The 26663-nt window shown below is 72.3% G+C and carries 26 protein-coding genes; 9 read left to right on the plus strand and 17 right to left on the minus strand.

From position 1 onward, the window contains the following. Positions 1 to 360 precede the first annotated feature (360 nt). The 3 genes from H1226_RS22850 to H1226_RS22860 are packed head-to-tail and all read left to right on the plus strand — an operon-like array spanning position 361 to position 4036. Positions 361 to 930: a (2Fe-2S)-binding protein gene (locus H1226_RS22850; RefSeq protein WP_224961974.1), complete on the plus strand. Its 570-nt coding sequence runs from the start codon at positions 361 to 363 to the stop codon at positions 928 to 930. Continuing rightward, positions 927 to 1919 (plus strand): FAD binding domain-containing protein, encoded by a 993-nt coding sequence (locus tag H1226_RS22855; protein WP_258342485.1) that lies wholly within the window; start codon positions 927 to 929, stop codon positions 1917 to 1919. The genes H1226_RS22850 and H1226_RS22855 overlap by 4 nt, the downstream gene beginning before the upstream one ends. Then, complete coding sequence (locus H1226_RS22860; RefSeq protein WP_258342487.1) at positions 1916 to 4036, plus strand: xanthine dehydrogenase family protein molybdopterin-binding subunit; 2121 nt, start codon at positions 1916 to 1918, stop codon at positions 4034 to 4036. Before H1226_RS22855 ends, H1226_RS22860 begins: the two co-directional genes overlap by 4 nt. 222 nt (positions 4037 to 4258) lie before the next feature. On the opposite strand, the gene H1226_RS22865 is transcribed toward H1226_RS22860, so the two are convergent. The 6 genes from H1226_RS22865 to H1226_RS22890 form a co-directional block, all read right to left on the minus strand. After that, positions 4259 to 4867: a YbaB/EbfC family nucleoid-associated protein gene (locus H1226_RS22865; protein WP_258342490.1), complete on the minus strand. Its 609-nt coding sequence runs from the start codon at positions 4865 to 4867 to the stop codon at positions 4259 to 4261. Between the two features lie 61 nt (positions 4868 to 4928). Further along, positions 4929 to 5597, minus strand: a complete 669-nt coding sequence (locus H1226_RS28205) for a type VII secretion target (RefSeq protein ID WP_309148753.1) — start codon at positions 5595 to 5597, stop codon at positions 4929 to 4931. Positions 5598 to 5637: 40 nt separating this feature from the next. Further along, positions 5638 to 6417: an ESX secretion-associated protein EspG gene (locus tag H1226_RS22875; protein WP_258342491.1), complete on the minus strand. Its 780-nt coding sequence runs from the start codon at positions 6415 to 6417 to the stop codon at positions 5638 to 5640. Between the two features lie 70 nt (positions 6418 to 6487). After that, complete coding sequence (locus H1226_RS22880; protein ID WP_258342493.1) at positions 6488 to 8086, minus strand: WXG100 family type VII secretion target; 1599 nt, start codon at positions 8084 to 8086, stop codon at positions 6488 to 6490. Between the two features lie 171 nt (positions 8087 to 8257). Continuing rightward, on the minus strand, positions 8258 to 8692 hold the full coding sequence (locus H1226_RS22885) for a hypothetical protein (RefSeq protein ID WP_258342495.1): 435 nt from the start codon (positions 8690 to 8692) through the stop codon (positions 8258 to 8260). Between the two features lie 185 nt (positions 8693 to 8877). Beyond that, entirely contained in the window at positions 8878 to 9063 is a 186-nt protein-coding gene (locus tag H1226_RS22890; RefSeq protein WP_258342498.1) for a hypothetical protein, read from the minus strand. Between the two features lie 240 nt (positions 9064 to 9303). Here H1226_RS22890 and H1226_RS22895 point away from each other — a divergent pair, with 240 nt between their 5' ends. Beyond that, positions 9304 to 10176: an RDD family protein gene (locus H1226_RS22895; protein WP_258342499.1), complete on the plus strand. Its 873-nt coding sequence runs from the start codon at positions 9304 to 9306 to the stop codon at positions 10174 to 10176. Here the strand turns inward: H1226_RS22895 and H1226_RS22900 are convergent. From H1226_RS22900 to H1226_RS22925, 6 genes are all read right to left on the minus strand, one after another. Beyond that, entirely contained in the window at positions 10169 to 10819 is a 651-nt protein-coding gene (locus H1226_RS22900; RefSeq protein ID WP_258342501.1) for a response regulator transcription factor, read from the minus strand. The two genes, H1226_RS22895 and H1226_RS22900, sit on opposite strands and share 8 nt — an antisense overlap. After that, complete coding sequence (locus H1226_RS22905; protein ID WP_258342503.1) at positions 10816 to 12021, minus strand: sensor histidine kinase; 1206 nt, start codon at positions 12019 to 12021, stop codon at positions 10816 to 10818. Before H1226_RS22905 ends, H1226_RS22900 begins: the two co-directional genes overlap by 4 nt. Positions 12022 to 12054: 33 nt before the next feature. Further along, positions 12055 to 12471 carry a hypothetical protein gene (locus H1226_RS22910; protein WP_258342505.1) on the minus strand — a complete coding sequence of 139 codons (417 nt, stop codon included), beginning with the start codon at positions 12469 to 12471 and terminating at the stop codon, positions 12055 to 12057. Between the two features lie 437 nt (positions 12472 to 12908). Next, the gene (locus H1226_RS22915) at positions 12909 to 13976 is read right to left on the minus strand and encodes a zinc-binding dehydrogenase (RefSeq protein ID WP_258342506.1); all 1068 of its coding nucleotides are present in this window, start codon (positions 13974 to 13976) and stop codon (positions 12909 to 12911) included. A 503-nt stretch (positions 13977 to 14479) separates the two neighbouring features. Further along, on the minus strand, positions 14480 to 15100 hold the full coding sequence (locus H1226_RS22920; RefSeq protein WP_258342507.1) for a TetR/AcrR family transcriptional regulator: 621 nt from the start codon (positions 15098 to 15100) through the stop codon (positions 14480 to 14482). A gap of 23 nt (positions 15101 to 15123) precedes the next feature. Next, positions 15124 to 15933 (minus strand): acetoacetate decarboxylase family protein, encoded by an 810-nt coding sequence (locus H1226_RS22925; protein ID WP_224961991.1) that lies wholly within the window; start codon positions 15931 to 15933, stop codon positions 15124 to 15126. 232 nt (positions 15934 to 16165) lie between these two features. Between H1226_RS22925 and H1226_RS22930 the strand changes: the two genes are divergently transcribed. Further along, positions 16166 to 17488 carry an MFS transporter gene (locus tag H1226_RS22930; protein ID WP_258342511.1) on the plus strand — a complete coding sequence of 441 codons (1323 nt, stop codon included), beginning with the start codon at positions 16166 to 16168 and terminating at the stop codon, positions 17486 to 17488. Here the strand turns inward: H1226_RS22930 and H1226_RS22935 are convergent. Continuing rightward, positions 17475 to 18692: an MFS transporter gene (locus H1226_RS22935; RefSeq protein WP_258342514.1), complete on the minus strand. Its 1218-nt coding sequence runs from the start codon at positions 18690 to 18692 to the stop codon at positions 17475 to 17477. The two genes, H1226_RS22930 and H1226_RS22935, sit on opposite strands and share 14 nt — an antisense overlap. Before the next feature lie 256 nt (positions 18693 to 18948). Between H1226_RS22935 and H1226_RS22940 the strand changes: the two genes are divergently transcribed. The 3 genes from H1226_RS22940 to H1226_RS22950 all read left to right on the plus strand — a co-directional run bounded on the left by H1226_RS22940 (position 18949) and on the right by H1226_RS22950 (position 21783). Next, positions 18949 to 19230, plus strand: a complete 282-nt coding sequence (locus H1226_RS22940; protein WP_224961995.1) for a metal-sensitive transcriptional regulator — start codon at positions 18949 to 18951, stop codon at positions 19228 to 19230. A gap of 38 nt (positions 19231 to 19268) precedes the next feature. Then, a complete protein-coding gene (locus H1226_RS22945) occupies positions 19269 to 19478 on the plus strand; it encodes a heavy-metal-associated domain-containing protein (protein WP_258342517.1) in 210 nt (69 codons plus the stop codon). A 70-nt stretch (positions 19479 to 19548) separates the two neighbouring features. Next, a complete protein-coding gene (locus H1226_RS22950; RefSeq protein ID WP_258342521.1) occupies positions 19549 to 21783 on the plus strand; it encodes a heavy metal translocating P-type ATPase in 2235 nt (744 codons plus the stop codon). Between the two features lie 210 nt (positions 21784 to 21993). On the opposite strand, the gene H1226_RS22955 is transcribed toward H1226_RS22950, so the two are convergent. Both H1226_RS22955 and H1226_RS22960 read right to left on the minus strand, forming a co-directional pair. Next, positions 21994 to 23136, minus strand: coding sequence for a DUF1015 domain-containing protein (locus H1226_RS22955; protein ID WP_258342523.1), 1143 nt, complete (start codon positions 23134 to 23136; stop codon positions 21994 to 21996). A 121-nt stretch (positions 23137 to 23257) separates the two neighbouring features. Next, positions 23258 to 23701 (minus strand): hypothetical protein, encoded by a 444-nt coding sequence (locus tag H1226_RS22960; RefSeq protein ID WP_258342526.1) that lies wholly within the window; start codon positions 23699 to 23701, stop codon positions 23258 to 23260. Between the two features lie 360 nt (positions 23702 to 24061). Here H1226_RS22960 and H1226_RS22965 point away from each other — a divergent pair, with 360 nt between their 5' ends. Further along, on the plus strand, positions 24062 to 25030 hold the full coding sequence (locus H1226_RS22965; protein ID WP_258342527.1) for a hypothetical protein: 969 nt from the start codon (positions 24062 to 24064) through the stop codon (positions 25028 to 25030). 428 nt (positions 25031 to 25458) lie between these two features. On the opposite strand, the gene H1226_RS22970 is transcribed toward H1226_RS22965, so the two are convergent. Together H1226_RS22970 and H1226_RS22975 are read right to left on the minus strand one after the other, a co-directional pair. Then, positions 25459 to 25692, minus strand: a complete 234-nt coding sequence (locus tag H1226_RS22970) for a hypothetical protein (RefSeq protein WP_258342528.1) — start codon at positions 25690 to 25692, stop codon at positions 25459 to 25461. A 4-nt stretch (positions 25693 to 25696) separates the two neighbouring features. After that, positions 25697 to 26431, minus strand: coding sequence for a TNT domain-containing protein (locus H1226_RS22975; protein WP_258342531.1), 735 nt, complete (start codon positions 26429 to 26431; stop codon positions 25697 to 25699). Positions 26432 to 26663: the final 232 nt, after the last annotated feature.

Here is a 26663-nt window from a genome sequence, read left to right on the forward strand (position 1 = left end):
CTCCTCGGCCTGGTTCCGGGTCCGGGCCAGGGGGTACCCGAGATCGGGTCCGGGCACGCCCGCCGCTCCCCGACCGGGTGCACGAGCACCGCTGACCAGGCACGTCGCCTGCCGGGATTTTTTCCGGGCCCCCGTTCGTTGATCCCTTCCGACGGATCGGCCTGCGTGTGTCCCTGGGGGTGGTGTGGAGCAGTCCGGACGCACGTTCCCCGCACCTCCGGCAGCGCGCCCGGTCCGGCCGTGCGAAACCGGCCGCGCCCGTTCCCGTCCAGCACACTCGGACGCGGCCTGCGCGGCGCGTTCCGGGAACGACCGCGCGGCACCTCTTCCCGTTCTTGTCGGACACCGACGGAGATCTCCATGTCCCACCACACCACCATCTCGCTGCGGGTGAACGGCGAGGACCGTTCGCTCGCGGTCGACAACCGCACGACGCTGCTCGACGCGCTCCGCGAGGGCCTCGACCTGACGGGCACCAAGAAGGGCTGCGACCAGGGCCAGTGCGGCGCCTGCACCGTGCTGCTCGACGGGCAGCGCGCCGTGTCCTGCCTGCAGCTGGCCGTCGCCGCCGACGGATCCGAGGTCACCACCGTCGAGGGCATCGCCGATGGCGACCGGCTGCACCCGGTGCAGCAGGCGTTCCTCGACTTCGACGGCTACCAGTGCGGCTACTGCACGCCCGGGCAGATCTGCTCGGCGGTCGCCGTCCTCCAGGAGCACGCGGCGGGCTGGCCCAGCGCCGCCACCGAGGACGTGCGGCCCGAGGCCGGCGCCCCCGCCCTGGACGCCGCGGAGATCCGCGAGCGGATGAGCGGCAACCTGTGCCGCTGCGGCGCGCACAACTCCATCGTCCGCGCGGTCGCGCAGGCCGCCACCATGCACGAGGTCGAGAGCACCGTGTCCCGCGGTGGAACGGAGGTCTCGGCGTGAAGGAGTTCGAGTACCGGCGCGCCACCGACGTGCGCACCGCCACCACCCTGCTCGCCGAGAACCCGGACGCGCGGTTCCTCGGCGGCGGCACCAACCTCGTCGACCTGATGAAGGTCGGGGTGGAGACGCCGCCGCAGCTGGTGGACGTGCGCCGGCTGCCGCTGGACGCCATCGAGGTCGCCGCGGACGGCGGGCTGCGCATCGGCGCCACCGCCACCAACAGCGGCGTCGCCAACCACCCGGAGGTACGGCGCCGCTTCCCCGCGCTCGCCCAAGCGGTGCTCGCGGGCGCCTCCGGCCAGCTGCGCAACGTGGCCACCGTCGGCGGGAACCTGCTGCAGCGCACCCGCTGCGGCTACTTCGCCGACGTCACCCAGCCCTGCAACAAGCGAGTGCCGGGCAGCGGGTGTCCGGCCATCGAGGGCGAGCACCACAACCACGCGATCTTCGACTGGTCCGAGCAGTGCGCGGCGACCAGCCCGTCGGACATGGCGGTGCCGCTGGCCGCGTTCGACGCCGTGGTGTCCTACGAGACCGCCGACGGCACCGGCGAACTGTCCTATTCGGACTTCCACCGCCCGGTGGGCGACCGGCCGGACGCGGACGTCGCGCTGCCCGCGGGCGCGCTGATCACCGGGATCACGTTGCCCGGAGCGGAGATCGCGGCCCGCTCCCGGTACCGGAAGGTGCGGGAACGGGCCTCCTACGCGTTCGCGAACGGCTCGATCGCCGCCGCGCTCGACGTGCGCGACGGGGTCGTCTCCGACGTGCGGATCGCGTTCGGCGCGGTCGCCAACCGGCCGTGGCGGGCGCGCGCGGCGGAACGCGCGCTGCTGGGCCGCCCCGCCACCGCCGCCGAGTTCGGGGCCGCCGCCGACGCCGAACTCGCCGCCGCGACACCCCTGCCGGACAACGCCTACAAGGTTCCGCTGGTCCGGAACCTCGTGGTGTCCGTGCTGACCGAGCTCGCCGAGGAGGCCACCCGATGACCACCGTCGACCCGCGGCTGAGCGCCACCGGCACCACCACCGCACCCGCGGACACCGGCACCGCCGGATCCGCGCGCACCCGGCTCGAAGGCCGCGCCAAGGTCACCGGCGAAGCCCGCTACGCGGGCGACCACCCCATCGAGGACCTCGCGCACGGCTCGCTGGTGCTGTCCACGATCGCCCGCGGCCGGATCCGCTCCATCGACGACGCCGCGGTGCTGGACATGCCGGGCGTGCTCACCGTGCTGCACCACGGCAACGCGCCGCGGCTCAACCCGGAAGCGGGGATCTTCGGCCCCGACGCCGGGCTGCAGCTCCTGCAGGACGACCGGGTGCAGTACGTGGGGCACCCGGTGGCGCTGGTGGTGGCGAAGACGCCGGAGCAGGCGCGCGCCGCCGCCGACGCGCTCCGGGTCGCCTACGAGGAGGAACCGCACGACGCCGAGTTCCGCGCCGACCACCCCGCCGAGTACGCGCCGCAGGGCGCGGGCACCGTCGACAAGGGCGACGTGGACGCGGAAGCCGACGAGGCCGCGGCCGTCGTCGAGCACACCTACACCACCCCCGAAGAGCACCACACGGCGATGGAACCGCACGCCTCCATGGCCCGCTGGGAGGACGGCAGGCTGGAGATCGTCGACGCCAACCAGGGCTCCTACCTGGTCGCGCAGGTCGTGGCGACGCTGTTCGACCTGGACCCGGCGGCGGTGCGGATCCGCTCCGAGCACGTCGGCGGCGGCTTCGGCTCCAAGGCCCTCGGCCCGCAGCTGGTGCTGGCGGTCATGGCCGCGACGCGGCTGCAGCGCCCGGTGCGGGTGGTGCTGACCCGGCCGCAGGTCTTCGCGATCACCTCGTTGCGCTCGGCGACCGAACAGCGGGTGCGGCTGGCCGCGGACGCCGACGGCCGGTTGCGCGCCGTCGACCACGAATCGCGCTCGTTCACCTCCACCGTGAAGGAGTTCGTGGAGCTCGGCACCGAGCTCACCGGCGTGATGTACGCGTCCGAGGCGATCCGCACCCGGACCGGGGTGGTGCCGCTGAACGTGCCCTCGCCCGGCTGGATGCGCGCGCCCGGCGCGGCACCCGGCTCGTTCGCGCTGGAATCGGCGATGGACGAGCTCGCGCAGCGGCTCGACGTCGACCCGGTGGAGCTGCGGCTGCGCAACGAACCGACCGTCGGCCCCGCCTCCGGGAAGCCGTTCAGCAGCCGCAGGCTGGTGGACTGCCTGGAGCAGGGCGCGAGCCGCTTCGGCTGGTGGCAGCGGGATCCGCGGCCCGGGGTGCGCCGGGACGGGCGCTGGCTGCTCGGCACCGGGGTCGCCGCCGGATCGTTCGGCGCCGGGCCGATGCCCTCCACCGCCGCGATCACCGCCGAGGGCGACGGGACCTACGAGGTGCGCATCGCCGCCGCCGACATCGGCACCGGGGCGCGCACCGCGCTCGCCCAGGTCGCCGCGGAGGCGCTGGACGTGCCGCTGGAGGCGGTGCGGATCCGGATCGCCGACAGCGACTTCGGGCCCGCGTTCATCGCGGGCGGCTCGCGCGGCACCGAATCCTGGTCGTTCGCGATCATCGAGGCCGCGCGGGCGCTGCAGAAGAAGCTCGCGGCCGGGGAATCCGCCCCGGTGACCGCGCGCGCCGACACCACCGAACTCATCGGCGCCCGCGAACAGCTCGAACGGCACTCGTTCAGCTCCCAGTTCGCCGAGGTCGCCGTCGATGTCACCAGCGGTGAAGTGCGGGTGCGGCGACTGCTGGGCATGTTCGCCGTCGGGCGGATCATCAACCCGCTCACCGCGCGCAGCCAGTTCGCCGGCGGCATGATCATGGGCTTGTCGATGGCGCTGCACGAAGAGGGCGTGCGGGACTCCAGCGGCCGCCAGGCCAACGCGAACCTCGCCGGGTACCACATCGCCGCGCACGCCGACATCCCCGAGATCGACGTCGACTGGGTCGACGACCCCGACCCGGGCAACCCGTCCGGGGTGAAGGGCATCGGTGAGGTCGGCATCGTCGGCACGGCCGCGGCGATCGCCAACGCCGTGTGGCACGCGACCGGGGTGCGGCACCGGGATCTGCCGATCAGCTTGGACAGGGTGCTGGAGGCGGCCGGGTGACCGCGTCGGCGGCCCGCTCGCCCCGCAACGGGGCGGGCGGGCCGCTGTTCGCCCGGCCCCCGGCTCGTCGGCCTTCTTCGCCTCGTCGACCGGTTCCCGGATCGGGACGCCGCTGAAGGACTCGGGCTCATCCCCGCGTTCCGCGGCGAGCGGATCCGCCACCGGACCTCGGGGAGCTGGGCCGGGGCACCGGCGGATGCGGGGAGCGGGGCGGGCGGCGGGTCAGTCCCGCAGCGGGTCGAACTCCGGCGGGAAGTCCTCGTCGTCGTCCGGTCTGCGCGGGCGGCGCTGGCCGGTCGGGCGGGTCGCGGACGAGCCGGGCGAGCCGGACCCCGGCGGGCTCGGCGGCGTCGGGCCGGGCCGCTGCTGCGGCTCGTCGTCCTCGGGCGCCGCCCACGTGGCGGACCCCGGTGCCTCGGCCTCCGGCTCGTCCGGTTCCTCCGGGAAGCGGTCGCGCAGGTTGTCCAGCATCAGCGATCGGGTCTGGCGATCCTCGTCGCCGAGCTGCTCGGACATCACCTCGCCGACGCGGGAGGCGATGTCGCCCTGCGCCTTGCGGATGGTGCCGAGGATCTGCGCGGACAGCTCCTCCAACGGCATCGAGCGGATCTTCTCCGAGAACTCGATGCCGGTGAGGCTGCCGTCGGCGCGCACCGTCACCTTCACCCGGCCGTCCGGGCCCGTGGCGGTCAACCGGATCTGCTCGGTCTCCTCGCGCACCGCCTCGTAGCGGCGGGCCTTCTCCTCGAAGCCCTTCACCCAGTCCTCGATGCGCCGTTCCGCGTCGTCCGGGTCGCTGCCGAGTGCGGCGAAGCCCGCTGGTCCGGACATGTTCTTCCCTCCGATGTGCTGCTCGATGACGTGCGCGCCGCGCGCCCGCGGCGGGGTGGGGCTACGACGTCGCCTCCGGGTCGATCCGCGGGGTGGTGCCGAGCACCTGCTGCGAATGCCCCTGGACGGCCGGGTTCAGCACCTGCCCGCCGTGCGGGGCGTTCATCGCCGTCGGGGCCTGCACCTGCCCGCCGTGCGGAGCGTTCATCGCCGTCGGGGCTTGGACCTGCTCGGTCGGGCGGGGCGCGGTTCCCCGCTGCTGCTCGGTCATGCCGTCCGGCGGAGTTCCCCGCTGCCGCTGGGAGAACCCGGTGGGCGACGTGCCCTGCTGCTGTTCGGAGGCGTCGCCGGGCAGCGTGCCCTGCTGCTGTCCGGTGGGGCCGGCGCCGCCGCTCATCAGCTGGAACTGCTCGGATCCCTCCGGCACGGTGCCGTGCAACTTCTGGAAGGACTGCGAGTTGTCCTCGTCGTTGGTGTCGTACTCCTCGGCGCTGGTGCGGACGTTCTGCGCGGTGGTCTCGATGCCTTCGCGGGCGGCCTGCAGCGCCGCGATCCCTTCCTGCTCGGTCGGGTTGATGATCGGCGGCAGGAACGAGCACAGCAGCCCGTAGGCCTCGTCGGACATGCTGACCTGTTCAGCGGCCGAGATCGCGGTGTCGATCCGGTCGGTGAGCGCGTCGAGGTGGGCGGCGTGCGCCGCCAGGTCCTCGGAGACGACTTCGTAGGCCATGCGGGGAGATCCTCTCCGGATGCGTTGCGCGGCAGAGTGATCAGCGGGACACGAGCTCCGCGAAGTCCACAGTGGACAGCACTTTGCCGAGCCGCTGCTCGACGCGGCCCGGCTCGGCGGGCATGATGCTCAGCCAGCCCCGCTCGCCGATCAGCAGGTAGCGGCCCTGCGCGGTGTCCAGCCAGCTGATGAGCGTCCGCGCCCGGGCTCCGCCGCGGCGGACGCCGAGCTGCCCACCACCGCGGCGGTTCTCCGCCAGCTCCACCAGCGCGGCCGCGTCCTGTTCGGACACTCCCGCCCGCACCAGCGCGGTGTGCTCGTCGAGATCGCCACCGAACGGGTCGTCACCGGGATCGTCCTCGTCCGCGGCCTTCGCCAGCACCTCCTGGCGCACCGTCAAGGACCGCCCCTTGCCCGGATCGGCGGGTGGCAGCACGCCCGCCACCACCGCGGCCAGCGCGCCCGGCCGGAAACCGCGCAGCGACAACCGATCCCCGTCCAGCACCGCCAGCACCCCGGACCGGCGGTCCGCGGCGGCCAGCGCCCGGATCGTCCCGCCCACGTGGCCGACGACGTCCACCGAGATCTCGTGGACCGCCAGCAACCGCAGCAGCCCCTCCAGCTCGGCGTCCAGCCGGTCGCCGGTGGCGAGACCGCGCTCGGCCAGCGCGCGGAACGCCGCGGCGGTGCGCGCCGCGCGCTCCCCGCCGGTCGCGCCGATGCTCGGCACCCGCAGCGGGTACGGCGCCCGGCCCAGGTCGAGCGCCCCGGACACCAGGTCGAACTCGACGGCGGACAGCACGAAGTCCGCTTCGCCCATCACTTTCCCCTCATCAGCACGCGCGTGATCGCGCACCGGCCCGGACCGGCCGGTGCGCCGGACGACGCGGTCAGTCCTTGTCCTTCTTCTTCGGCTTGCCACCGCCGATGACCGGCGGCGGCAGGTTCACGCCCTGGGCCTCGACGATCGGCGTGCTCTCCACGTACTTCGCGCGGCGCTCCTGGTCCTCGCCGCCCTTGCCGCGGTTCGCCTGCCCCGGCGCACCACCGGCCATGCCGCCGGCACCGGCCTGGCCGGTCGCACCCGCCGCGCCGGCCGCGCCCGCCGGCTGGCCACCTGCCGTGCCGCCGGTGGGGCCGACACCGGCCCGGCCGCCCGCACCGGGGCCGGAACCGCCCGAAGCGGCACCTCCCGAGCCCGCGCCACCGGCGCCGACCGCTCCGCCGGAGCCACCGGACGTGCCCGGAACCGACGGGATCGAACCGGACCAGCCACCGCGGGAACCACCCGGGCCACCGGAACCGGGGCCACCGCCCGGGTTCTTGGCGAACGGATTGGGGGTGATCGCGGTCGGCGCGTCCGGGCCGGACACCGGCCGCGGCTGGTAGGTGCCGCGACCGGTGATGTTCGGCGACGACGGGTTCGGCACCGAGCGGGGCTTCGCGGACTGCGGGGTCGTGCCGCTCGGCTTGACGTGCTTGACCGTCGGCGGGTCGAAGTTCGACTTCGCCGCGGGCGTCCGGCCGCTCGGGCCCGAACGCGAGGTCGGCGTGGTCCCGGCGGGGAGCTGGGTGTCGCCCAGCTTCGGAATCGGACCGCCGCGGTCGGGCTGCTGCGGGGCCTGCGGGCGTTCGGGCGCGAGCGCGTTCGCCGGTTCGCTGGACGCCGGTTCGCTGGACGCCGGGGTACCGGCGGCGGGGTCGCCGAGCACCGGCATCTTCCGAGTCGCCTGGTCCCCGCCCGGGGCGACCGGCTCGGCGGGCTGCTGGGCCTCCGCGGCCACCACGTTCGCGGGAGTTGCCTGGTGGTGCGGCGTCAGCTTCGCGGTCGGCCGCAACTCGCCCTGCTCCTGCTCGGTGCGGATCGGGTCCGGCGGCGGCTCGAAGCGGGGCGTGTCGCCGTCCAGCACGCGGGAGAGGTGCTCCATCCTCTGCATGACCTGCACGGCCTCGTCGTGCTTGGAGTCCGCTTCCACCGCCTGTTCGGACAGGTCGCTGTAGGCCATCAGCATGCCTTGGAGCGCGTTCAGCCCGGTTCCGCCCGCGGCCCACCGGTCGACGATCTCGTCGTCGAACTCGACGTCGACCGGCTCCGGCATGCTGGACTTGGCCTCTTCCATGGCCCGGCCCTGCTCCTCGACGTGCTTGCCGAGGTCACCGGCCGTCGAGCCCGCCGCCGAGGTCCACCCGGCGATCTCGTGGATCGCGCCGCGCGCCGCGGTCGCCGCCTCGCCCTGCCAGCCGTGCTCGGTACCGCGGAGCCGTTCTGCCATGCGCTGCGCGGCCTCGCCCATCTCGGTGCCCAGCCGGGACCACTCGCCGGCGAGTTCGCCGACGCGGCCCGGATCGTTGTCCTGGTGCACCGCGTCGTACAGCTCGCGGTGGCTGTAGGAACTCCAGTTCTGGACGTCAACCAAGGCCCGGTCGTCGTCGGACGACCGCGCGCTCTTCGCCCGCATCACGGCCTGCTGCTTTTCTGCCACTTCCACTTCCCCCTCCGGCGGCGGTTCGCGTGCGCATCACCACCGGCCTGATCCTGCGGCCGAACCGGCCGCGCCACTCCGCTGCACGCCCCGGACGCGCAGGCGTCCCGCCGAAGCCACGGCGGGGCGCTCGTTCTCGATCGTCGAGCCGGAACGCGGCCCGCTACCCGCGGCCGGTCACAGCTGCTGGCCGATGCGGCGGAATTCCTCTTCGGCGCGCTCGTCGTCGGCCCGGGAGCGGCGCATCGCGTCCTCGACGGCTTCGCGGGTGTCCTCCAGCACCTGGCGGTACTGCTGCAGCACGCCGGTGAACGAGTCCTCGTCCCCGGTGCCGTGGTCGGCGAGCTTCGCCGCCACCGCTTGCCCCACCGGGTTGCGCCCCAGCGGCGCGCGCCGACCGAGGTCCGTCGCGCGCTTCAGCCAGTTCTGCACCTGGTCCACCTGCTCGGCCAGCATGTGCTGGATCTCCTGGCCCGCCACCGGGTCCAGCCGGAGTCGCCCGGCCGCCACGTCCTGGCGCAGCGAGCCGACCGCGGCGGCCGAAGCGCGCACCTGTGCCTCAGCCGCGCTCGCCGTCCCCCGCACCTGGTCGGCCATCCTCGCCCCGCTCACGCGTCTTCCCCTCTTCTCGGCCGCGCTGTGCCGCCGGATCAACGGCCCCCCGCCACGACAACGGGCCGTACCGGTCCGCTTTCGGTTCGCGACAGTCCCGGAACAGGAAGGTGGCCGAACGGCCGGAATGCTCCGTCCTATCGGTCAAGATCGTTCCGAGCTCGGAGCGAGTTGTTCCCCGCGCGTCAGCTCGACCGGCCGGACCCGGTGCTGCGCGCCGCATCGACCACGAACCAGACCACCCCGATCGCCAGCGCCACCGCGGTCACGTAGTTCACCGTCGACCAGTGCTCGGTGGTGATCAGGGTCGGCACCACCGACAGCGCCGCCAGGACCAGCACCAGTGCGTTCACCACGTTGCGCTTGTTCATCTCCGCGCTCCACCTCCCGCGCCGCGCCGGCACCGGCGCGGTCTCGTACATCGACACCGGTGAGCCTGCCGGGGCCGGGCGGCGGGGGCATCGGACTTCGGTACGAGACGTGCGGCGCGCGCACCGGTCGAAAGTACGACGTCGACGAAAGCGTTGCGGGACAACGCGTTCCACCCGGTCCGGTGGTCGTCCGGTGCCGAGTACGATGGGCCGACCGCAGGCCGCCCCAGGGAGAACGCGATGGTGCCGACCGTGCAGCACCCGGAGCAGGACGCCACCGATCGCCGCGCGAAAGCGGCCTACCTGGGCAGGCGGTGCGGGCAGATCGTGCTGGACGCCCTGCTGCTGTGGCTGGTCTGCCTGCTGCAGATGCCGCTCGCGGCGGTGATCGCGCTGCCGCTGCACGGGCTCGGGGTGCCGCTGGCGCCCGCGTTCGTCAGCGGGTTCTCCGTCTACTTCGCACTGGTGCTGGCGGAGAACTGGTGGTGGCACGTGTGGGTGCCGTACCGCCGCGGCGGCAGCACGTTCGTCATGCGGTGGCTGGAGCTGCGCATCATCGGGCTCGACGGCGAACCGGCCCGGCTGGGGCAGCACAACGCTCGGTGGCTGCTGGTCTCGGCGGACGCGATGTTCTTCGGGCTGGTCGGGCTGGTGCTGATGACCGTGACGCCGCAGCACCAGCGGCTCGGCGACATCGTGGCCCGGACCCACGTGGTGCGGATCCAGGCGGCGGCCGAGCCTGGGCGGGGCGAGGCGGACCCGGGCGGCGCGGAGCAGGACGAGACGGGGCGGGGCGTTGCGGGGCAGGGCGAAACGGCTCGGAGCGGCGCGGCGCGAAGCGGAGTGGCTCACGTCGCGGTGCACGGGGATGCGGTGCGAAGCGGTGCGGCGCGCGCCGACCTGCAAGGCGACGCGGCAGGAGGCGGTCCCGCGCAGGGTGATGCGGCGGGAAACGACGTGGCGCTAGGCGACGTGGTCCGCGGAGGTGCGGCCCAGGGCGGTGGAATCCAGGGCGGTGGAGTCCAGGGCGGTGCTGCTCGGGCCGCGGAGGTGCCGTCCGAAGCGGGCCGGGACGCGGCATCCCGGCCCGATGCGGGAACCTCGCTCAGCTGACCAGGCCGTGCTGCCAGGCCCAGATCGCGAGCTCGGTGCGGTTGCGGGCCGACAGCTTCTGCTGCGAGCTCGCCAGGTGCGATTTCACCGTGGACAGCGACACGTGCAGCTCGGCGGCGATCTCCGCGTTCGTGGCGCCGCGCGCGACCGCCAGCACCACGTCCAGCTCCCGCTCGGTCAGCGGCGTCTCGCCGCGGCTCATCCGCCGCTTGCCGGGTCCGGTGAAGTGCTGCAGCAGTCGCGTCGTCACCGACGGGGAGATCATCGACTCCCCGTCCGCGGCCGCGTGCACCGCGTTGATCAGCAACGTGGCACCCGCGTCCTTGAGCAGGAACCCGCGCGCCCCGGCCAGCAGCGCCGCGTACACGTTCTCGTCCACGTCGTAGGTGGTGACCACCACGACCTTCAGCGGGTCCGCGACGTCCGGCCCGGCCAGCAGCCGCGTCGCCTGCAACCCGTCGACCTTCGGCATCTGGATGTCCATCAGCGTCACGTCGGGGCGCAGCTCCCGAGCCATGCTGACCGCGGCCTCGCCGTCCGCGGCTTCGCCGACGACCTCCAGGTCCGGCTCGGCGCTGAGGATGAGCCGGAACCCGGTGCGCACGAGCGTCTGGTCGTCGGCGATGAGAACGCGAATGGTCACCGGAGGTCTCCCTGGTCGCCGGTCGGCCGCGGCGGGTCCACCGGGAACCGGGCGGTGACCCGCCACCTGCGGCCCGGGGCGGGACCGGCCTGCACGGTGCCGCCGACCGCCTGCACGCGTTCGGCCATGCCGACCAGCCCGTACCCGGAACCGGTGCGATCCGGCGACACCGACGGCACGTTGTCGTTGTCCACGACGAGGACGAGTTCCGCCCCCTCGCGGCGCCCGGTGACCCGGGCTTCGGTGGCGTCCGGGGAGTGCTTGCGGGCGTTGGTCAACGCCTCCAGCACGATCCGGTGCGCGGTCGTCGCCAACTCCGGGTGCACCGGCACCCCGTCCAGCTCCGGAGCGAGGTCCACCGCCGCGTGCACGCCCGCGGCCTGCCGCACCGCGGTACCGAATCCGGTGCCCTGCGGGAGGGAATCGTCGTCGTCGGTGCGGAGCATACCGACGAGCCTGCGCATCGCGGCGAGCGCTTCCGCGCCCGCGTCCTCGATCTCGGTGTAGACCTCGACCGGATCCTCCTTGGCCGCGCGCGGATTCCCGGCGATCGCGCGGGCCGCGTTCGCCCGGACCACGATGCCGCTGACGTGGAACGCGACCAGGTCGTGCAGTTCCCGCGCCAGCCGCAGCCGCTCGCCGGTGCGGACCTCGGCCAGCTCGCCGCGCCTGCGGTTGTCGGCGTCGCGCAGCACCAGCCCGATCGCCAGCGCCAAGCCCCAGACGAGGGCCGCCACCACCGCGATCACCGTGCGCGGGGTGCCGTCGTAGCGCAGCAGCGCCGCACCCACCAGGGCGGGCACGCTGCCCGCGGCGACCAGCACCGCCGCCCGCGGCCGCAGCCGACGGCAAGCGGCGCCGACCAGCAGCGACAGCCCGACGACCTCCGCACCGGCCGGGAGCAGCCCGGGGCTCATCCCGGCGGCGCCGAAGGAGGCACCCAGCCCCGTGCTCAGCGCGCTGAGCACGATGGAGGCCGCGGCCAGCCTGCCGACGTGCGCGGGGAACCGCCGCCGCAGCACCGCCAGCAGAGCGATGATCGTGCCGCTCGACGGGACCAGGAACGCCGCGGTGGGCGAGACGTCCAGCCCGAGCCCGACCATCGAGACCAGGTCGCCGAGGTAGACCAGCGACAGCGCGACGACCTCCGCGGCGAACAACCCGCGCCGGGCAGGCGGCCCGAAGTACCACGGACTGCTCATGATCACCGACCTTAGCGCAGCGTGGGTGCCCGATCAGCGGACCGCTTTGACGTCGACGACGTACCGGTTGGACTCGGGCAGGAAGCTCAGGACCAGGCCGGCGAGCGCCAGGGCGAGCCCGACGTACTCGGCGACGCCCGCGGTCGGGCCGAACAGCGCGGTCACGTGCAGCACGGCGAAGATCGCCAGTACGATCCGGGCCCAACCGCGGCCAGCGCGCAATTTCACGACCAGCCAGAGATAGAGGATCAGCGGGACCACGGAGAAGACCGCGGACATCTTCATGATGAGATCGGCCTGTTCCGGCGAGGTGCCGGCGGGAATCGGGTAGTCGCCACCGGCGATCAGGGCCACGCTCCACACCAGCGGAACCACCGCTGAGATCAGGTAGGCCAGTGCTGCGAAGTTGATGCTCTTCGGGGCGACGGGAAGTGCGAATTCCGTATTCATGCCGAGGAAGTTAGCCGCACCGAAGAATCGGTATCAAGCCAATCCGTCGAGTTTCGTACTTTCGGCCATCCACCTCGTTCATGCGAACTAGAGCCGCATTGTTCGATTCATGCCCGAGACCGGTACATGAGCGCAGATAATCGCGCGACACTTCTCCCGGACCACCGACCCGAAGGAGCTCCGAATGCGCGATTCAACGAGGGTGCGGGCGGCCGCCGCCCGCCCTGGGCCACCCAAGGCCCCCATCCCCGCGACCGGAGTGGAGTGAACGGACCGTCTGTCCGATCTAGTTGGACGAACGGTCCGTTCACTCACGTCCGAGGCGGGGCGACGACCGTGGTGCCGCAGCCCTCCGCACCGCCGGCCGCCACCGCGGGAAGAGCGGGTGAACGGACCGTTCGTCCCATCCGGTTGGACGAACGGTCCGTTCACCCACATCACGGGCGGAGCAGGATCCTGATCGGGTCCCCCTCGTGCTCCCGCAGCCGCCGGATCCCCTCGGCGACTTCGTCCAGCGGGAGCACGGCGCTGACCGAGCCGGACACGTCGAGCCTGCCGCGGTCGGTCAGCTCCACCAGGTCTTCGAGGTGGCGCATCCGATAACCGGTGTGGCCGATGACGGTGTGCCGGTTGCGCACGAAGTGGATCTCCGGTCCGACGGCGAGCCGGTCGGGCGAGATGCCGACGAGCACGAGCCTGCCGCGGTGCCCGAGCGCGGCGTCGGCTTGGGTGAAGGTGGTGCTGCGCCCGACGCAGTCGAAGGCGGCACGCAGCCCGCGTCCACCGGTGATCTCCGCGATCCGCGCCGCGACGTCCGGGTCCCCTGGGTCGAGGGCGAAGTCGGCGCCGAGCCCGATGGCGCGTTCGCGGGCGGATTCCAGCGGGTCGAGCGCGATGATCGGCGAGGCCCCGCAGATCCGGGCGAGCTGCACGAGGTGGGTGCCGATGCCGCCGAGCCCCCAGACGCCGACGGATTCGGCGGGCCGCAGCTGCGCGGTGTCGAGGGCGCCGTACGGGGTGGACACGGCGTCGGCGAGCACGGCGGCGTGTTCCAGCGGCACCGATTCGGGGACGTCGACGAGCGACACCGCCGAGGTCAGCACGTACTCGGCCCACGCGCCGTCGTAGTGGAACGCCAGCACTTGCAGGTCTTCGCACCGGTCGGTGCCACCACCGAGGAGGCACTCGGGGCATTCACCGCATTCCTTGCCCGCGGCGATGACGACCCGGTCGCCGAGCTGCCGGTTGCGCACGCCCGCGCCGAGCGCGGCGACGACCCCGGCGGCCTCGTGCCCGGGCGTGATCTCGGGGAGCCGCGGCCGGATGTGTCCGTCGAGCTGGCTGAGGTCGGATTGGCAGATGCCGCAGGCGGCGACGCGCACGAGCACTTCACCGGGCCCGGGCTGGGGGACGGGCACGTCGCGGACGGCGAGCTCACCGGTGGCGGCGTCGAACCGGGCCGCGCGCATGGTGGCGGGAACCGGTCGGTCGAGGACAGCTGGCATGGGAGTGTCCTTTCTCGGTGCACCCCGGATTCGGGGCGCGGGAGGCGGTCGCGCACCGGCGCGCCCGGCACACGACGGGCACGACGCGCGGCGGAGCACGAACGGGTCGGTGGATCAGTCGACGGTGGATCAGTCGACGGTGGATCAGTCGACGGTGGATCAGTCGACGGTGGATCAGTCGACGGTGGATCAGTCGACGGCGGGTCAGTCGACGGCGGGTCAGTCGATCGGTGGAGTCGGTCGGAAACGGGCGGCGGCGCAAGCGATCGGCGACGAGCACCGCCGCTCGACGGCACGAACGACCGGCGTAGCTCAACGGCGCGGACGGTCGGCAGCCAACCGCTCGACGGCACGAACGATCGGCAAGAGCAGCCACCGCGAGGGCGAGCACGCACCCCCGGACCACCAGCACCACGACGCCCGGCAGCGCAAGCAGCGGCACGCGCACCCGCCGAACTCACCGCCCGAGCAGCGAAGCGCCCGAGCCGATCCGCCCCGCGCACTCACCCCCGGAATCCGGGCACCCCGCCGGAGAACAAGGTGCTCACCGAGTCGGCGAGCTCCGCGGGCGTCCAGTCGGCGTCGGCGTCGAGCAGCAGCCGGGCACCGGATTCGGCGGCGCCGACGGCGAGCGCCGCCAGCACGCCGGCGCGGCGGTCGCCCTCGGGCGCGGTGTCGCCGAGCCAGTCGCGCAGCACCGGGGTGAGCCGTTCGACGGCCCGCGCCCGGGAGCCCTGCACGGCGCGCGCCCGGTCGGCCCGCACCTGGGTCCCGTACAGCAGCCGGTAGCTCTCCGGCGCGTCGCGGACGGCGGTGTAGTAGGCGATGAGCACGTCGCGCAGCGCGTTCGCCGGGTCCGGCTCGGCGCGGGCGGCGTCGAGTGCGGTGGCGAGCTGTTCGGTGAACCGGCGGCTTTCCCGCTCGTCGAGGGCGTGCAGCATGGTGTCGCGGTTGTTCCAGCACCGGTAGAGCACGGTCTTGGCGACTCCGGCTTCGGCGGCGACGGCGTCCATGGACACGGCGTCCCCCTCGCGCGCGGTCACGCGCAGCGCGGCGTCGAGCACGAGTTCCTTGCGGACGGCGAGCGGCAGGTGCTGCGCGCGTCCCCCCTTGGCGCCGGTCATGGCCGCGTCCTCCCCGGTTCGTCTCAGCTGTCGCGCATCGGGTGCATGCGCAGCAGGAAGGTCGGCGAGACCAGTCCCACCGGCAGCGGCAGCTTGCCGACCCTCATGTTGACGCGGCGGTAGTGCGCGTTCAGCGGCGGCCCGGAGATGAGGGTGTCGAGCGGGTCGGTGTAGGAGCCGCCGATGGTGAGGTCGACGTCGGCGGCGCGCTGCTCCAGCGGGTGGTCGACGGTGCTGAAGGTGACGAGCCGGGGGACGGAGAGCCCGACGGTGCCGATGACGTTGCGGAACGGCTGGTTGAAGATCGGCGGCACCGAGTCGACCTCGTCGCCGAAGCGGCCGGTGATGCGGATGAGGTCGACGCCGCGGCGGCGCACGACGGCTTCGACGCGGTCGTCGTGCTCGGCCCAGTCGATCTCGGCCATCTTCTTGGGGAAGCCGAGGGTGTCGCGACCGCCGATGAGCGCGGTGTCGTCGTCGACGACGATCCACGGGCAGTGGGCGGCGCGGAACGGGCCGTGCTTGACGTTCAGGAACAGCGCGGCTTCGTGGTAGGTGCTGTTGAAGTTCGTCCACGGGTAGTCGACGACGAACAGGGTGGCGGTGCTGCTCTCGTCCATCTTGACCCCGGCGGGCAGCACGTGGTTCGCGGCGTCGCGGTCGATGGGGACGGTGGCGGAGAGGAACTTCGCGTTCTTGTACTTGTCGGCCTGGGGGCTCTGCCTGCGGCGGAGGTCGGCCTTGGCCTCGTCGAAGGTGAACTCCGGGCGGGCGTCGGCGGGGGCGACGCCTTCTTCGGACATCTGGACCTTGCCGACCTGGTGGGTCGTCATCTGTGCCTCCTCGTGTTTTGTACCTCGCAGTACAATCATTGTACTTACGGGTACAAAAGTCAAAGGTGCAGGTGAACAGCGTTGTTCGACCGCCCGAGGCCGCGGATCGCCACACGGGCGATCATCCGGCGGCCGAGCCGTCGTATCGTCCAGGACCGTCGGTGCCCGATCGGCTGCGAAGGAGCGGGCGGTGTCGAGTCCCACCACCGGAGGACCCTCGATCGCGGGTCGGATGGATCGCCTCCCGCTGATCGGCACGCATCGGAAGGCCACCACCGCCGTCGGGCTGGGGCTCTTCTTCGACATGTACGAGATCTTCCTGACGCCGGTGCTCAGCACCGCCCTCGTGCAGGAGTTCCAGCTCAGCAAGGCCGAACTGCCGCTCGTGCTGGCCTCCACGTTCCTCGGCATGTTCGTCGGCACGCTGCTGCTCGGCAGGCTCGCCGACCGCATCGGGCGCCGCCGCGCGTTCTTGCTCAGCCTCGCCGTGTACTCGCTGTTCTCCCTGCTCGGCGCGTTCAGCACCGGGCCGTGGATGCTGGCCGCCACCCGGTTCGTCGCCGGCATCGGCATCGGCGCCGAACCACCGCTGGCGGACGCCTACCTCAGCGACCTGCTACCCGCGAAGCGCCGCGGCCGGTACATCGCCTGGGCCTACACCGTGGCGTTCCTCGGCGTGCCCGCCGCCGGGTTCCTCGCGCACTGGCTCGTCCCCGCCGCACCACTGGGCATCGCGGGCTGGCGCTGGATGTTCGCGCTCGGCGCGCTCGGCGCCGTCGTCGTGTTCCTGCTGCGGCGCGGGCTCCCCGAGTCACCGCGCTGGCTGGCCGCCACCGGCAGGCAGGCCGAGGCCGAAGCCCTCGTCGACGAGTTCGAAGCGCAGGCCCGCGCCACCGGAGCCGCACTGCCCGAGCCCGAACCCGCGCGCACCGCGCCCCGCCCGGCCGGTGGACTCCGCGACCTCGTCGCCGCCCCGTACGGGAAGCGCACCGCGATGATGGCCGCGTTCCAGGTGCTGCAGACCGTCGGCTACTACGGGTTCGGCACGATGGTGCCGCTGGTGCTCGCCGCGAAGGGCTACGAGATCACCGACACGCTGCTGTTCAGCGCGGTCACCTACCTCGGCTACCCGGCGGGTGCGGCGCTGTCGCTGCCGTTCGTGGAGCGGATGGAGCGCAAGCACCTGGTGATCGCCTCCGCGCTGGGCATGATGGTGCTGGGGCTGGCGTTCGGGCTGTCCGCCTCGACGGTGCCGATCGTGGCGTTCGGGTTCCTCTACACCGCGGTGAGCAACGTGTTCTCGAACGCGTTCCACATCTACCAGGCGGAGATCTTCCCGACGCACATCCGCGCGACCGCCGCGTCGTGGACCTACTCGCTGTCCCGGCTGACCACCGGTGCGATGCCGTTCGTGCTGGTGCCGCTGCTGCACGCGCAGGGCGCCGGGGTGCTGTTCGCGGTGGTCGCCGCCGCGATGATCGGGGTCGGCGTGGACATCGGCCTGTTCGGACCGCGCTCGACCGGGCGCCCCCTGGAAGACGTCAGCGAGCGGTAGCGAGCTCCGGCTCCGGCTCGAACCGGGCCCGGAACCGCTCGGTGGTCTGCGGCACCACCAGCACCACCGCGATCGCCAGCGCCGGCCCCACCAGCAGCGCGGTGAACGCGGCGGAGTAGCCGCCGTGCTCCACGACGTAGCCGAACACGCCGGGGCTGAGCACCCCGGCCAGCTGCCCGCCGAACATGATCACTCCCCCGGCGGCGCCGGTGAGCCCGGCGGGCAGGCTGCGCAGCGGCACCGAGAAGCACGGCAGGTACGCCAGCCCCGCCACCCCGCCGAGCACGGTCACGCACGCCACGAACAGCGGCACCGACGGCATCCGCGGCAGCAGGGGCAGCAGCAGCCCCACCACCAGCATGCTCGGCACCACCAACCGCCGCGGCCGCCCGCCGAGGCGGTCCGACAACCGCCCGCCCAGCACCGTCCCGGCCGCCCCCAGCAGCGTCGGGCCGATCAGCGCCAGGCTCGCCTCGCCGATCGCCAGGCCGCGCACCTCGACCAGGTACGAGGTCGTCCAGGTGCCGATCCCCCAGCTCACCACGTCGTAGGCGAAGAACATCACCGCGAACCCCCACAGCACCGGGGAGCGCAGCAACCGCGCGGTGCCACCGCCGGCGCGCGCGGACCCGGTGACCTCCGGGGCCATCGGCTCCGGCATCCACCGCAGCACCGCGGCGAACACCAGCAGCCCCAGCACGGCCACCACCAGGAACCCGACCCGCCAGTCCCACAGCGACAGCAGCACCGCGCCCACCACGGCGGCCAGCAGCGCCCCCACCGCGTTCGAGCTCTGCATCCACCCGTTCGCGGTGAGCCGCTGCTGCGGGGTGCTGCGCGCGCTCAACGCGCTGACCGACGCCCCGGGGAACAGCCCCTGCGCGGCGCCGAAGCACAGCCGCAGCACCACCAGCGAGGCGAACGACCAGGCCAGCGCGGTCAACCCGGTGCACACCGACCACAGCAGCAGCGCGATCGCCGCCACCCGCACCCCGCCGAAGCGGTCCGCGAGCAGCCCGCCCGGGATCTGCACCAGGGCGTAGGTCAGGAAGAACGCCGACACCACCAGCCCGCGCTCCCCGTGTCCGAGGCCGAACTCCTCGCCGATCGACGGCAGCGCCACGTTGATGAGGAGCCGATCCACGTAGTCCACGGTCCAGGCCGCGAACAGCAGGGCCACGGTGATGCGGGTCGTCCGGTGCACGGGCGATCCTCCCACCCCTGCGGGGCGAACGGCCGACGGGGCCACCGGAACCTACGCCGGACGGACCCTCCCCGGGGAGGCCCCGGCGTGAATTCGATCTTGCGAATGGACGGCGCCGGGCCGAGCGCGCCACCATCCCGGCACTGCGCAGCACCTACCCCCGTCCGAGTGACCGTCCACGATTGACACGCATACCCCCCAGGGGTATACCTGGCACGGCGGAGGAACGGTGCGCACCGGACCGGGGAGGACGTCGATGCACGGGTACACCCAGGACAAGGACGAGTACGCCAAACGGCTGCGCCGAATCGAGGGACAGGTCCGCGGCCTCGCCAAGATGATCGAGGACGACAAGTACTGCATCGATGTGCTCACCCAGATCAGCGCCACCACCAAAGCGCTGCAATCGGTCGCGCTGGGACTGCTCGACGAGCACCTCAAGCACTGCGTCGCCGAAGCGCTCACCGAAGGCGGTGCGGCCGCCGACGCCAAGGTCGCCGAGGCCGCCGCGGCGATCGCCCGGCTGGTCCGGTCCTGACCACCGGCAGCACCACGAACCACGAGAAGGGGACGTACATGAGCCAGTCGACCTACACCGTCACCGGGATGACCTGCGGCCACTGCGTGAGCTCGGTGACCGAGGAGATCAGCGAGATCGCCGGCGTCTCCGACGTCGCCGTCGACCTCGCCACCGGATCGGTGACCGTGACCAGCGCCGAACCGCTGTTCGACAGCGCGGTCCGCGGCGCGGTCGAGGAGGCCGGTTACCAGCTGGTGACGGCGTGACCACCGCGGCGGGAGCGGCCGCCCCCGCTCCCGCCGCTCCCGCACCTCCGGGCGAACAGGAGACCGCACGATGAGCACTGCAACGCCGGCCGGCACCGGACGGCACGTCGAGCTGATCATCGGAGGCATGACCTGCGCCTCCTGCGCGAACCGGGTGGAGCGCAAGCTGCGCAAGCTCGACGGCGTCACCGCCACCGTCAACTACGCCACCGAGAAGGCCGCCGTCACCTACCCCGCCGAACTCGACCGGCAGCGGCTCATCGACCAGGTCGAAGCCGCCGGGTACACCGCCTCCGTTCCCGAACCGGACGAGACCGGCGACGCCGCCGAGACCACCGACCTGCGCGACCGGCTGATCACCTCCGCCGTGCTGGCGGTGCCGGTGATCGTGCTCGCGATGGTGCCCGCGTTCCAGTTCACCTACTGGCAGTGGGTGTCGCTGGTGCTCGCCGCGCCCGTCGTCGTCCTCGGCGGCTCCCCGTTCCACCGGGCGGCCTGGACCAACCTGCGCCACGGCGCCGCCACCATGGACACCCTCGTGTCCCTCGGCACGCTCGCCGCGTTCCTCTGGTCGCTGTACGCGCTCGTGCTCGGCACCGCCGGCATGCCCGGCATGACCCACGGGTTCGAATTCGGCACCAGCCCCGGCGGCAGCGGCGCCGGATCCATCTACCTGGAGGTCGCGGCCGGAGTCACCACGTTCCTCCTCGCCGGGCGCTACTTCGAAGCGCGCTCCAAGCGGCGCACCGGAGCAGCGCTGCGCGCCCTCCTGGAACTCGGCGCGAAGGACGTCGCCGTGCTGCGCGACGGGCGGGAGCACCGCATCCCCGTCGACGACCTCGCCGTCGGCGACCTGTTCGTGGTGCGGCCCGGCGAGAAGATCGCCACCGACGGGACCGTCGACGAAGGCGGCTCCGCCATCGACAGCTCCATGCTCACCGGCGAATCCGTGCCCGTCGAAGTGGGGCCCGGGGACGGGGTCGTCGGCGCCACGGTCAACTCCGGTGGATGGCTCGTGGTGCGCGCCACCCGCGTGGGGACGGACACCCAGCTCGCGCAGATGGCGCGGCTCGTCGAACAAGCCCAGACCGGCAAGGCCGCCGTGCAGCGGCTCGCCGACCGGATCTCCGCGGTGTTCGTGCCGATCGTCATCGGCCTCGCGCTCGCCACCCTCGGCGGATGGCTGCTCGCCGGTGGCGGTGCCGACGCCGCGTTCACCGCCGCCGTCGCCGTGCTCATCATCGCCTGCCCCTGCGCGCTCGGACTCGCCACCCCGACGGCGCTGCTCGTCGGCACGGGCCGCGGTGCCCAGCTCGGGGTGCTCATCAAGGGCCCCGAAGTGCTCGAATCGACGCGGCGCATCGACACCGTCGTGCTCGACAAGACCGGCACCGTCACCACCGGGCAGATGTCGCTGTCCGCCGTGCACCTCGCCGACGGCACCGACGAGCAGCAGGTGCTGCGGCTCGCGGGCGCCGCCGAACACGGCTCCGAGCACCCCATCGCCCGCGCCATCGCCCGCGGCGCCGCCGACCGCGTCGGCGAACTGCCCGTCGCCACCGACTTCGGCAACGTCGAAGGCCTCGGCGTGCGGGCCACCGTCGACGGGCACCAGGTCAGCATCGGGCGCCTTTTCGACGGCGAGCTGCCCGCCGCGCTGCGCGACGCCAAGACCGCCGCGGAGAACGCCGGCCGCACCGCCGTCGTCCTCGCCTGGGACGGCGCCGCGCGAGCCGTGCTCGACGTCGCCGACACCGTGAAACCCTCCTCCGCTGAAGCCGTGCGCGGGCTCCGCGACCTCGGGTTGCGGCCCGTGCTCCTGACCGGCGACAACGAGGCCGTGGCCAGGACCGTCGCCACCGAAGTCGGCATCGACGAGGTCATCGCCGAAGTCCTGCCGCAGGACAAGGCCGCCGTCGTCAGCCGCCTGCAAGGCGAAGGGCGGGCCGTGGCGATGGTCGGTGACGGCATCAACGACGCCGCCGCGCTCGCCCAAGCCGACCTGGGGCTCGCCATGGGCACCGGCACCGACGTGGCGATCGAAGCCTCCGACCTCACCCTCGTCCGGGGCGACCTGCGCGCCGCCGTCGACGCCATCCGGTTGTCCCGCGCCACGTTGCGCACCATCAAGGGCAACCTGTTCTGGGCGTTCGCGTACAACGTCGCCGCCATCCCGCTCGCCGCAGCGGGCCTGCTCAACCCGATGATCGCCGGTGCTGCGATGGCCTTCTCCTCGGCGTTCGTGGTGGCGAACAGCTTGCGGCTGCGCCGCTTCCACCCCACCACCCACCCGCCATCGGAGTGAACGGACCGTTCGTCCCATCTAGTTGGGCGAACGGTCCGTTCACTCCATCCGGTTCGGGACTGCACGGGGGCGCCGCGATCTTGCGGAACGGCGCACCGCGACCGACGAGGACTCCGAGTGAACGGACCGTTCGTCCGATCTACTTGGACGAACGGTCCGTTCACTCGCTCAACCGCGTGGCGCCGCGCCTCCGCCCGGCCGAAGCGGACCTCAGGCGCGCCGCGGGCTCGGCAACGCCCGGAGCACCAGCGCAGGATGCGGGTCCGGGCCGAACGCCGTGGACTTCACCGGCAGGCGAACCCCGGTCGCCGCGGCAGCCGACAGGTCCAAGTGGCTCGGCGGGAACGCGATCGCCGCGATGCCGCCGAGTTCGCGCACCGCGTGCAACGCCCGCGGCGCGCTCGGCTCGTACAGCACGGGTGACTCGGCCACCACATCGAGGAACGCCTGCAGCACCGAGATGTGCATCGACCGCAACGACTCTGGGAACCGCTCGCACGGTCCCTGCAGGAACTCGACGTTGGGCCGGTCCAGCAAGAAGGCGCGGTCCGGCGTCGCGATGATGAACGCGGCCCCGTGGTAGGAGCGGGCCCGCAGCACGTCGAGCCACTCCTCCAGCGGCCCAGCCAACGCGGTGATCTGGAACCACTGCTGCGCGGCGGCGAGCGCCTTCCACGGATCGACGTGCGGCAGCACCCGGTGCACCGGACGCAACCGCATCGGGCTGCGCTTGGTGTCGACGAGCAACGCGGGGATGTAGTCCCACGGCCCGCGCCCGTACCCGGCGGCGTGCACTTCGCGCCGGAACCGGCGGGCGGCCACGTGGCGGTGGTGACCATCGGCGATCAACGCGGCCCGCTCGTGCAGCGCATCGATGATCTCCCCGCAGGTGGAGCGTTCGGTGAGCCGCCACACCCGGTGCTGCTGGCCGTCCGGAGTGCGCAGCTCGGTCAGCGGCCGCTGCCGGACGGCGGTGTCGAGCTGCGCGGCGGTGCGGTCGGTACCGCCGTAGCCGAGCAGAATCGGCGGCATGCTCATCCGTCCAGCGCGCATCAGCTCGACCATGGCGTCGGTGTGCGCAGGTGCGACGTCTTCGTGCGGAAGCAGCCGGCTGTCCAGGTGCACTGCGGAGATCACGCCGCGTTGCACGCCAAGCGGACCGGTCTGCTCGTAGACGTACATGGCGGGACGTTCTTCGCGGGCGAGCACCTCGAGGCGCTTCCACTCGTCCAGCAACCGCACCGAGTTCTCGACGTCCACGCGGTCCCACGGAGTGGCGTGGCGATCAGCGAGGCCGCGCAGCCGCTCGGGCGCGAGTACCCAGGCGCGGAACGGGCGGATGTCGACTCCCACTCGTACCGAACTCGTCACCACCGCAGTATCAACCCGCGGCTGAGCGTGCGGTGAAGCGGTCGCGGAAAGCACCGATTTGTGCGCTATGCCAGAGGTTTCCTCGACGGAGAGTGATCTCCACTCACCCTGGCGGGGCTGCGACGAGCGCGGCGTGGAGGTCGTCCAACGCCCCGTCCGCGGCGACGAGGAGACGGGTGCATTCCTGCTCGGTACCGGGCTGCGGCGGGAAGCACCCGCGTCCGGACAGCTCGGTCACCCGCTGCTCCAGCGTGCGCGCCGGGTCGGTGATCTGCGGCGGGTTCTCGGTGGAGTCGGTGGCGCTGAGCGCGATGTTGCGCACCTGCGCCAGATAGCGTTCGCAGCGCTCGGTGCCGTGCTGAGCAGCACGCGTGTAGCACTGGTCCTGCGTGACGAAGCCGATCTTGGTGATGATGTCCTGCCGGGACACGCTCGGCACGTGGCGCTGCACGCCGGGGTCGGTCTGGTAGCCGGCGCACCCGGTCAACGCCAGCGCCGCCAGCGCCACGACCACCGCCGATTTCCGGTGTGATGTCGTCGTTCGCATCCCTCACCCCTTCCGCGGGTCACAGTACGCCCGGGTGGGTTCGGTCGGAGCGGTAGGCGGAGGTCGCGACGCCCCCGCACGCAGCCCTCCCGGAGTGAACGGACCGTTCATCCGATCGTTCTGGGCGAACGGTCCGCTCACTCGAGTCGAAGGCTCGGCGAGCCGGCTTCCACGAGCGGCGGACGTCGCGTCACACGCACGAGATCTCTCCCGGGTGAACGGACCGTTCGTCTGATCTATTCGGACGAACGGTCCGTTCACTCCACCAGGAATCGGGACGTTGTCCACAGGTCGGCGATTCATCCACAGATCTCGAAATCGATGTGGCGCCGAGGTGAGCTGAGTGGTCATCGTGGAGTCATGCCGAGGAGAACGATCGCTGACTGGGACGGGGTGGCCACCGCGGCCACCTACGGCGTCATCACAGCGCGCGCTCTCGACGAACTCGGCGTACCAAGGCAGACCGTCTACCACCGGGCCTCGATCGGCGGCCCGTGGAAGCGGCTACTCCCCGGGGTCATCATGCTGTCGTCGGGCACCCCCACTCGCGAGCAGCGCCTGGACGCCGCGCTCCAGTACGCGGGCACCGGCGCGATGATCACCGGAATCGCCGCTTGCCGATTGCACGGGATGACGCAGTTCCCCGGCACGGAAGAAGTGCACATGCTCATCCCGGAAGCTCGAAAGCGCGCCAGCAAGGAGTTCGTCGAGATCGAGCGGACCACCCGCTTGCCGCGGCCCGCATCTCAAGGTGGCTTCCGGGTTGCGCCTCTCGTCCGTGCGCTGCTCGACGCGGCGCGTCGACTGCCGACGCTGGACCAGGTGCGAGCACTGCTCGCCGAGGCCGTGCAACGCGGCATGGTCACGGCGGAAGCTCTCGCCAAGGAAGCGAAGGCCGGGTCTCGACGAGGGGTCGCCCGCTGCCGCGTCGTGCTCGAAGAGCTGGGTGCCAACGTCCATTCCGCGGCCGAAGGGTGGGCGTACCGGTTGGCGCGGAAAGCCGGTTTGCCGCGGACGCAGTGGAACGTCCGGTTGCTCGGCCCCGACGGGAAGCTGTTGGGCGTACCCGATGGCTGGATCGACGAGGTCGGGCTCGCCTGGCAGATCGATTCCCTCAACTTCCACCTACGGCCGGCCGGCTACGAGAACACGGTGCGACGGCACACGCTCATGACCGCCGCAGGTGTCGTCGTCGTGCACACGCTCCCGAAGCACATCCGATCGAACCCGGCCGCGGTGCTGGATGAGCTCCGACGCTCGTACCAGGTTGCTCGACAACGTCCCCGTCCACGAGTGACAGCCGTTCCCCACACGACCGAACGCCGCTGAACCACCCGCGCCCCGAACGGATCCCGTGCTTCGCGCACGGCGTCACGTCTCCCCGCCACCGGCTCCCCAGCGCCGACCTACGCACCACTCACGCCGCATTTCGGCCCACCCGCGTCGGTTACAGCACGCGCGGCGTTCTGCTGCCGCGAGGAAGGTGGGCGGACCGTTCGCCCAATCCGGCTGGACGAACGGTCCGTTCACTCCAGAGGATCTCGAGCGCGCTTGAATCGGTCTGCTGGTCACCACGCCGACAGCCGACGCAGGTAATCGACCGAATCAGTTGGTGAACGGACCGTTCGTCCCATCTAGCTGGACGAACGGTCCGTTCACTCCTGGACGGTGCGTGCGGGGCCGAACGGCGTTCTTCGAGTGAACGGACCGTTCGTCCCGATCTATTGGAACAACGGTCCGTTTCACTCGGGTGCCGGTTAGGGCTGGGCTAGGCGGAGCAGGCGCGCGCACGCCGTGTCCTCGTCCGGCGAGGTGGCGATCACGTGCCACTCGCCGCGTTCGGCGACGCCGGTGTCCCAGCCCTGCGCGCCCTTGCGCAGGAACAGGAACTCGGTGGGCGGCATCCGCGGTTCGTGCACGCCCTCGATCCACAGCTCGCTCTCGGCCACACCCGATCCGCGCAGGAGGGTGAACAGTTCGCGGCGGTCCATCCGCCTACCGTAGATCGTCCGCGGGCTTGAGGTAGCCGTTGGACAACAGCCACCGGACGTTCAGCCGCTGCCCTTCGCCCGGCTGGAGGAACGCGGGGTCGAGCAGGATCTGGGTGCCACCACCGGGCTGGGCGAACCAGGCGGCGATGGGTCCTTCCCACGCGGTGAACGGCCGCGCCACCTCGTACCGGTGGTAGCCGCAGGGGAAGTCGGCTTCCCTGGTGGTCAGGCTCTGCGGCGGCAGCGAACGTTCGGCGTAGTCGTCGCCGGCCGGGGCGAGGAAGGAGCCGTACTCGGAGCCGAAGCGGTCCAGTTCTTCGCCCACTTCCAGCACTTCGGCGTCCTTGTCGGCACTCCCGTCGGGGAGCACTTCGAACCCGTCCAGCGGCGGGTACTTCCAGCTCTCCGCCGCGGAGTCCCAGTACTCCGCCAGGAACCGGTCCGGCGGGAGGTTCCCGCTGCGGGAGTAGCCGGCCAACAGCGGTCCGACGGGCTCCTGCCACGGCCGGGGCAGCACCGCAGGCCCCCACCGTTCGTCGCCGGCGTGGACCCCGGTGCAGGGTTCGGGCCGGTCGGCGTGCGGCGCCGCTTGGGCCGGTGCGGCGGGCACCAGCACGGCCACCAGCCCGAAGCACAGCGCGAGCAGCGCTCGTCTGCGGCGCGGCACGCGCGGGTGCGGGACGGCCGCGCCGCTGCGTCGGATCGCGTTTCGGGAACACGGCATTTCGAACCCCAGCATGGAACTCCTCCTGATCACTGTGCTGGCCCCACTGATAGCGGCCGAGTGATCACCCGGGGAACGTTCCGCGTGGATTGCGCTCGATCGGTTCGCACTCGCTACCTGATCGGGTGGATCTTGGTTCTGATTCTGACGCTCCGCATCCGAAGTCGTCGGTGCCACCGCCGCGGGCTGCTCGGAACCCGCCGCTGAACTCGGCGACCGGCCCGCAGGTCCTTTTGGACGTGCCGAA

This window comes from Saccharopolyspora gregorii (genome assembly GCF_024734405.1).
GTDB lineage: Bacteria > Actinomycetota > Actinomycetes > Mycobacteriales > Pseudonocardiaceae > Saccharopolyspora_C > Saccharopolyspora_C gregorii.

Excerpts from the sequence above, each read along its gene's own strand:
- H1226_RS22975 (WP_258342531.1), bottom strand. The coding sequence starts at position 26,431 with ATGCTGGGGTTCGAAATGCCGTGTTCCCGAAACGCGATCCGACGCAGC.
- H1226_RS22895 (WP_258342499.1), top strand. The coding sequence starts at position 9,304 with ATGGTGCCGACCGTGCAGCACCCGGAGCAGGACGCCACCGATCGCCGC.
- H1226_RS22910 (WP_258342505.1), bottom strand. The coding sequence starts at position 12,471 with ATGAATACGGAATTCGCACTTCCCGTCGCCCCGAAGAGCATCAACTTC.
- H1226_RS22930 (WP_258342511.1), top strand. The coding sequence starts at position 16,166 with ATGGATCGCCTCCCGCTGATCGGCACGCATCGGAAGGCCACCACCGCC.
- H1226_RS22945 (WP_258342517.1), top strand. The coding sequence starts at position 19,269 with ATGAGCCAGTCGACCTACACCGTCACCGGGATGACCTGCGGCCACTGC.
- H1226_RS22950 (WP_258342521.1), top strand. The coding sequence starts at position 19,549 with ATGAGCACTGCAACGCCGGCCGGCACCGGACGGCACGTCGAGCTGATC.
- H1226_RS22860 (WP_258342487.1), top strand. The coding sequence starts at position 1,916 with ATGACCACCGTCGACCCGCGGCTGAGCGCCACCGGCACCACCACCGCA.
- H1226_RS22920 (WP_258342507.1), bottom strand. The coding sequence starts at position 15,100 with ATGACCGGCGCCAAGGGGGGACGCGCGCAGCACCTGCCGCTCGCCGTC.
- H1226_RS22960 (WP_258342526.1), bottom strand. The coding sequence starts at position 23,701 with ATGCGAACGACGACATCACACCGGAAATCGGCGGTGGTCGTGGCGCTG.
- H1226_RS22850 (WP_224961974.1), top strand. The coding sequence starts at position 361 with ATGTCCCACCACACCACCATCTCGCTGCGGGTGAACGGCGAGGACCGT.
- H1226_RS22905 (WP_258342503.1), bottom strand. The coding sequence starts at position 12,021 with ATGAGCAGTCCGTGGTACTTCGGGCCGCCTGCCCGGCGCGGGTTGTTC.
- H1226_RS22875 (WP_258342491.1), bottom strand. The coding sequence starts at position 6,417 with ATGGGCGAAGCGGACTTCGTGCTGTCCGCCGTCGAGTTCGACCTGGTG.
- H1226_RS22965 (WP_258342527.1), top strand. The coding sequence starts at position 24,062 with ATGCCGAGGAGAACGATCGCTGACTGGGACGGGGTGGCCACCGCGGCC.
- H1226_RS22915 (WP_258342506.1), bottom strand. The coding sequence starts at position 13,976 with ATGCCAGCTGTCCTCGACCGACCGGTTCCCGCCACCATGCGCGCGGCC.
- H1226_RS22925 (WP_224961991.1), bottom strand. The coding sequence starts at position 15,933 with ATGACGACCCACCAGGTCGGCAAGGTCCAGATGTCCGAAGAAGGCGTC.
- H1226_RS22890 (WP_258342498.1), bottom strand. The coding sequence starts at position 9,063 with ATGAACAAGCGCAACGTGGTGAACGCACTGGTGCTGGTCCTGGCGGCG.
- H1226_RS22940 (WP_224961995.1), top strand. The coding sequence starts at position 18,949 with ATGCACGGGTACACCCAGGACAAGGACGAGTACGCCAAACGGCTGCGC.
- H1226_RS22865 (WP_258342490.1), bottom strand. The coding sequence starts at position 4,867 with ATGTCCGGACCAGCGGGCTTCGCCGCACTCGGCAGCGACCCGGACGAC.
- H1226_RS22970 (WP_258342528.1), bottom strand. The coding sequence starts at position 25,692 with ATGGACCGCCGCGAACTGTTCACCCTCCTGCGCGGATCGGGTGTGGCC.
- H1226_RS28205 (WP_309148753.1), bottom strand. The coding sequence starts at position 5,597 with ATGGCCTACGAAGTCGTCTCCGAGGACCTGGCGGCGCACGCCGCCCAC.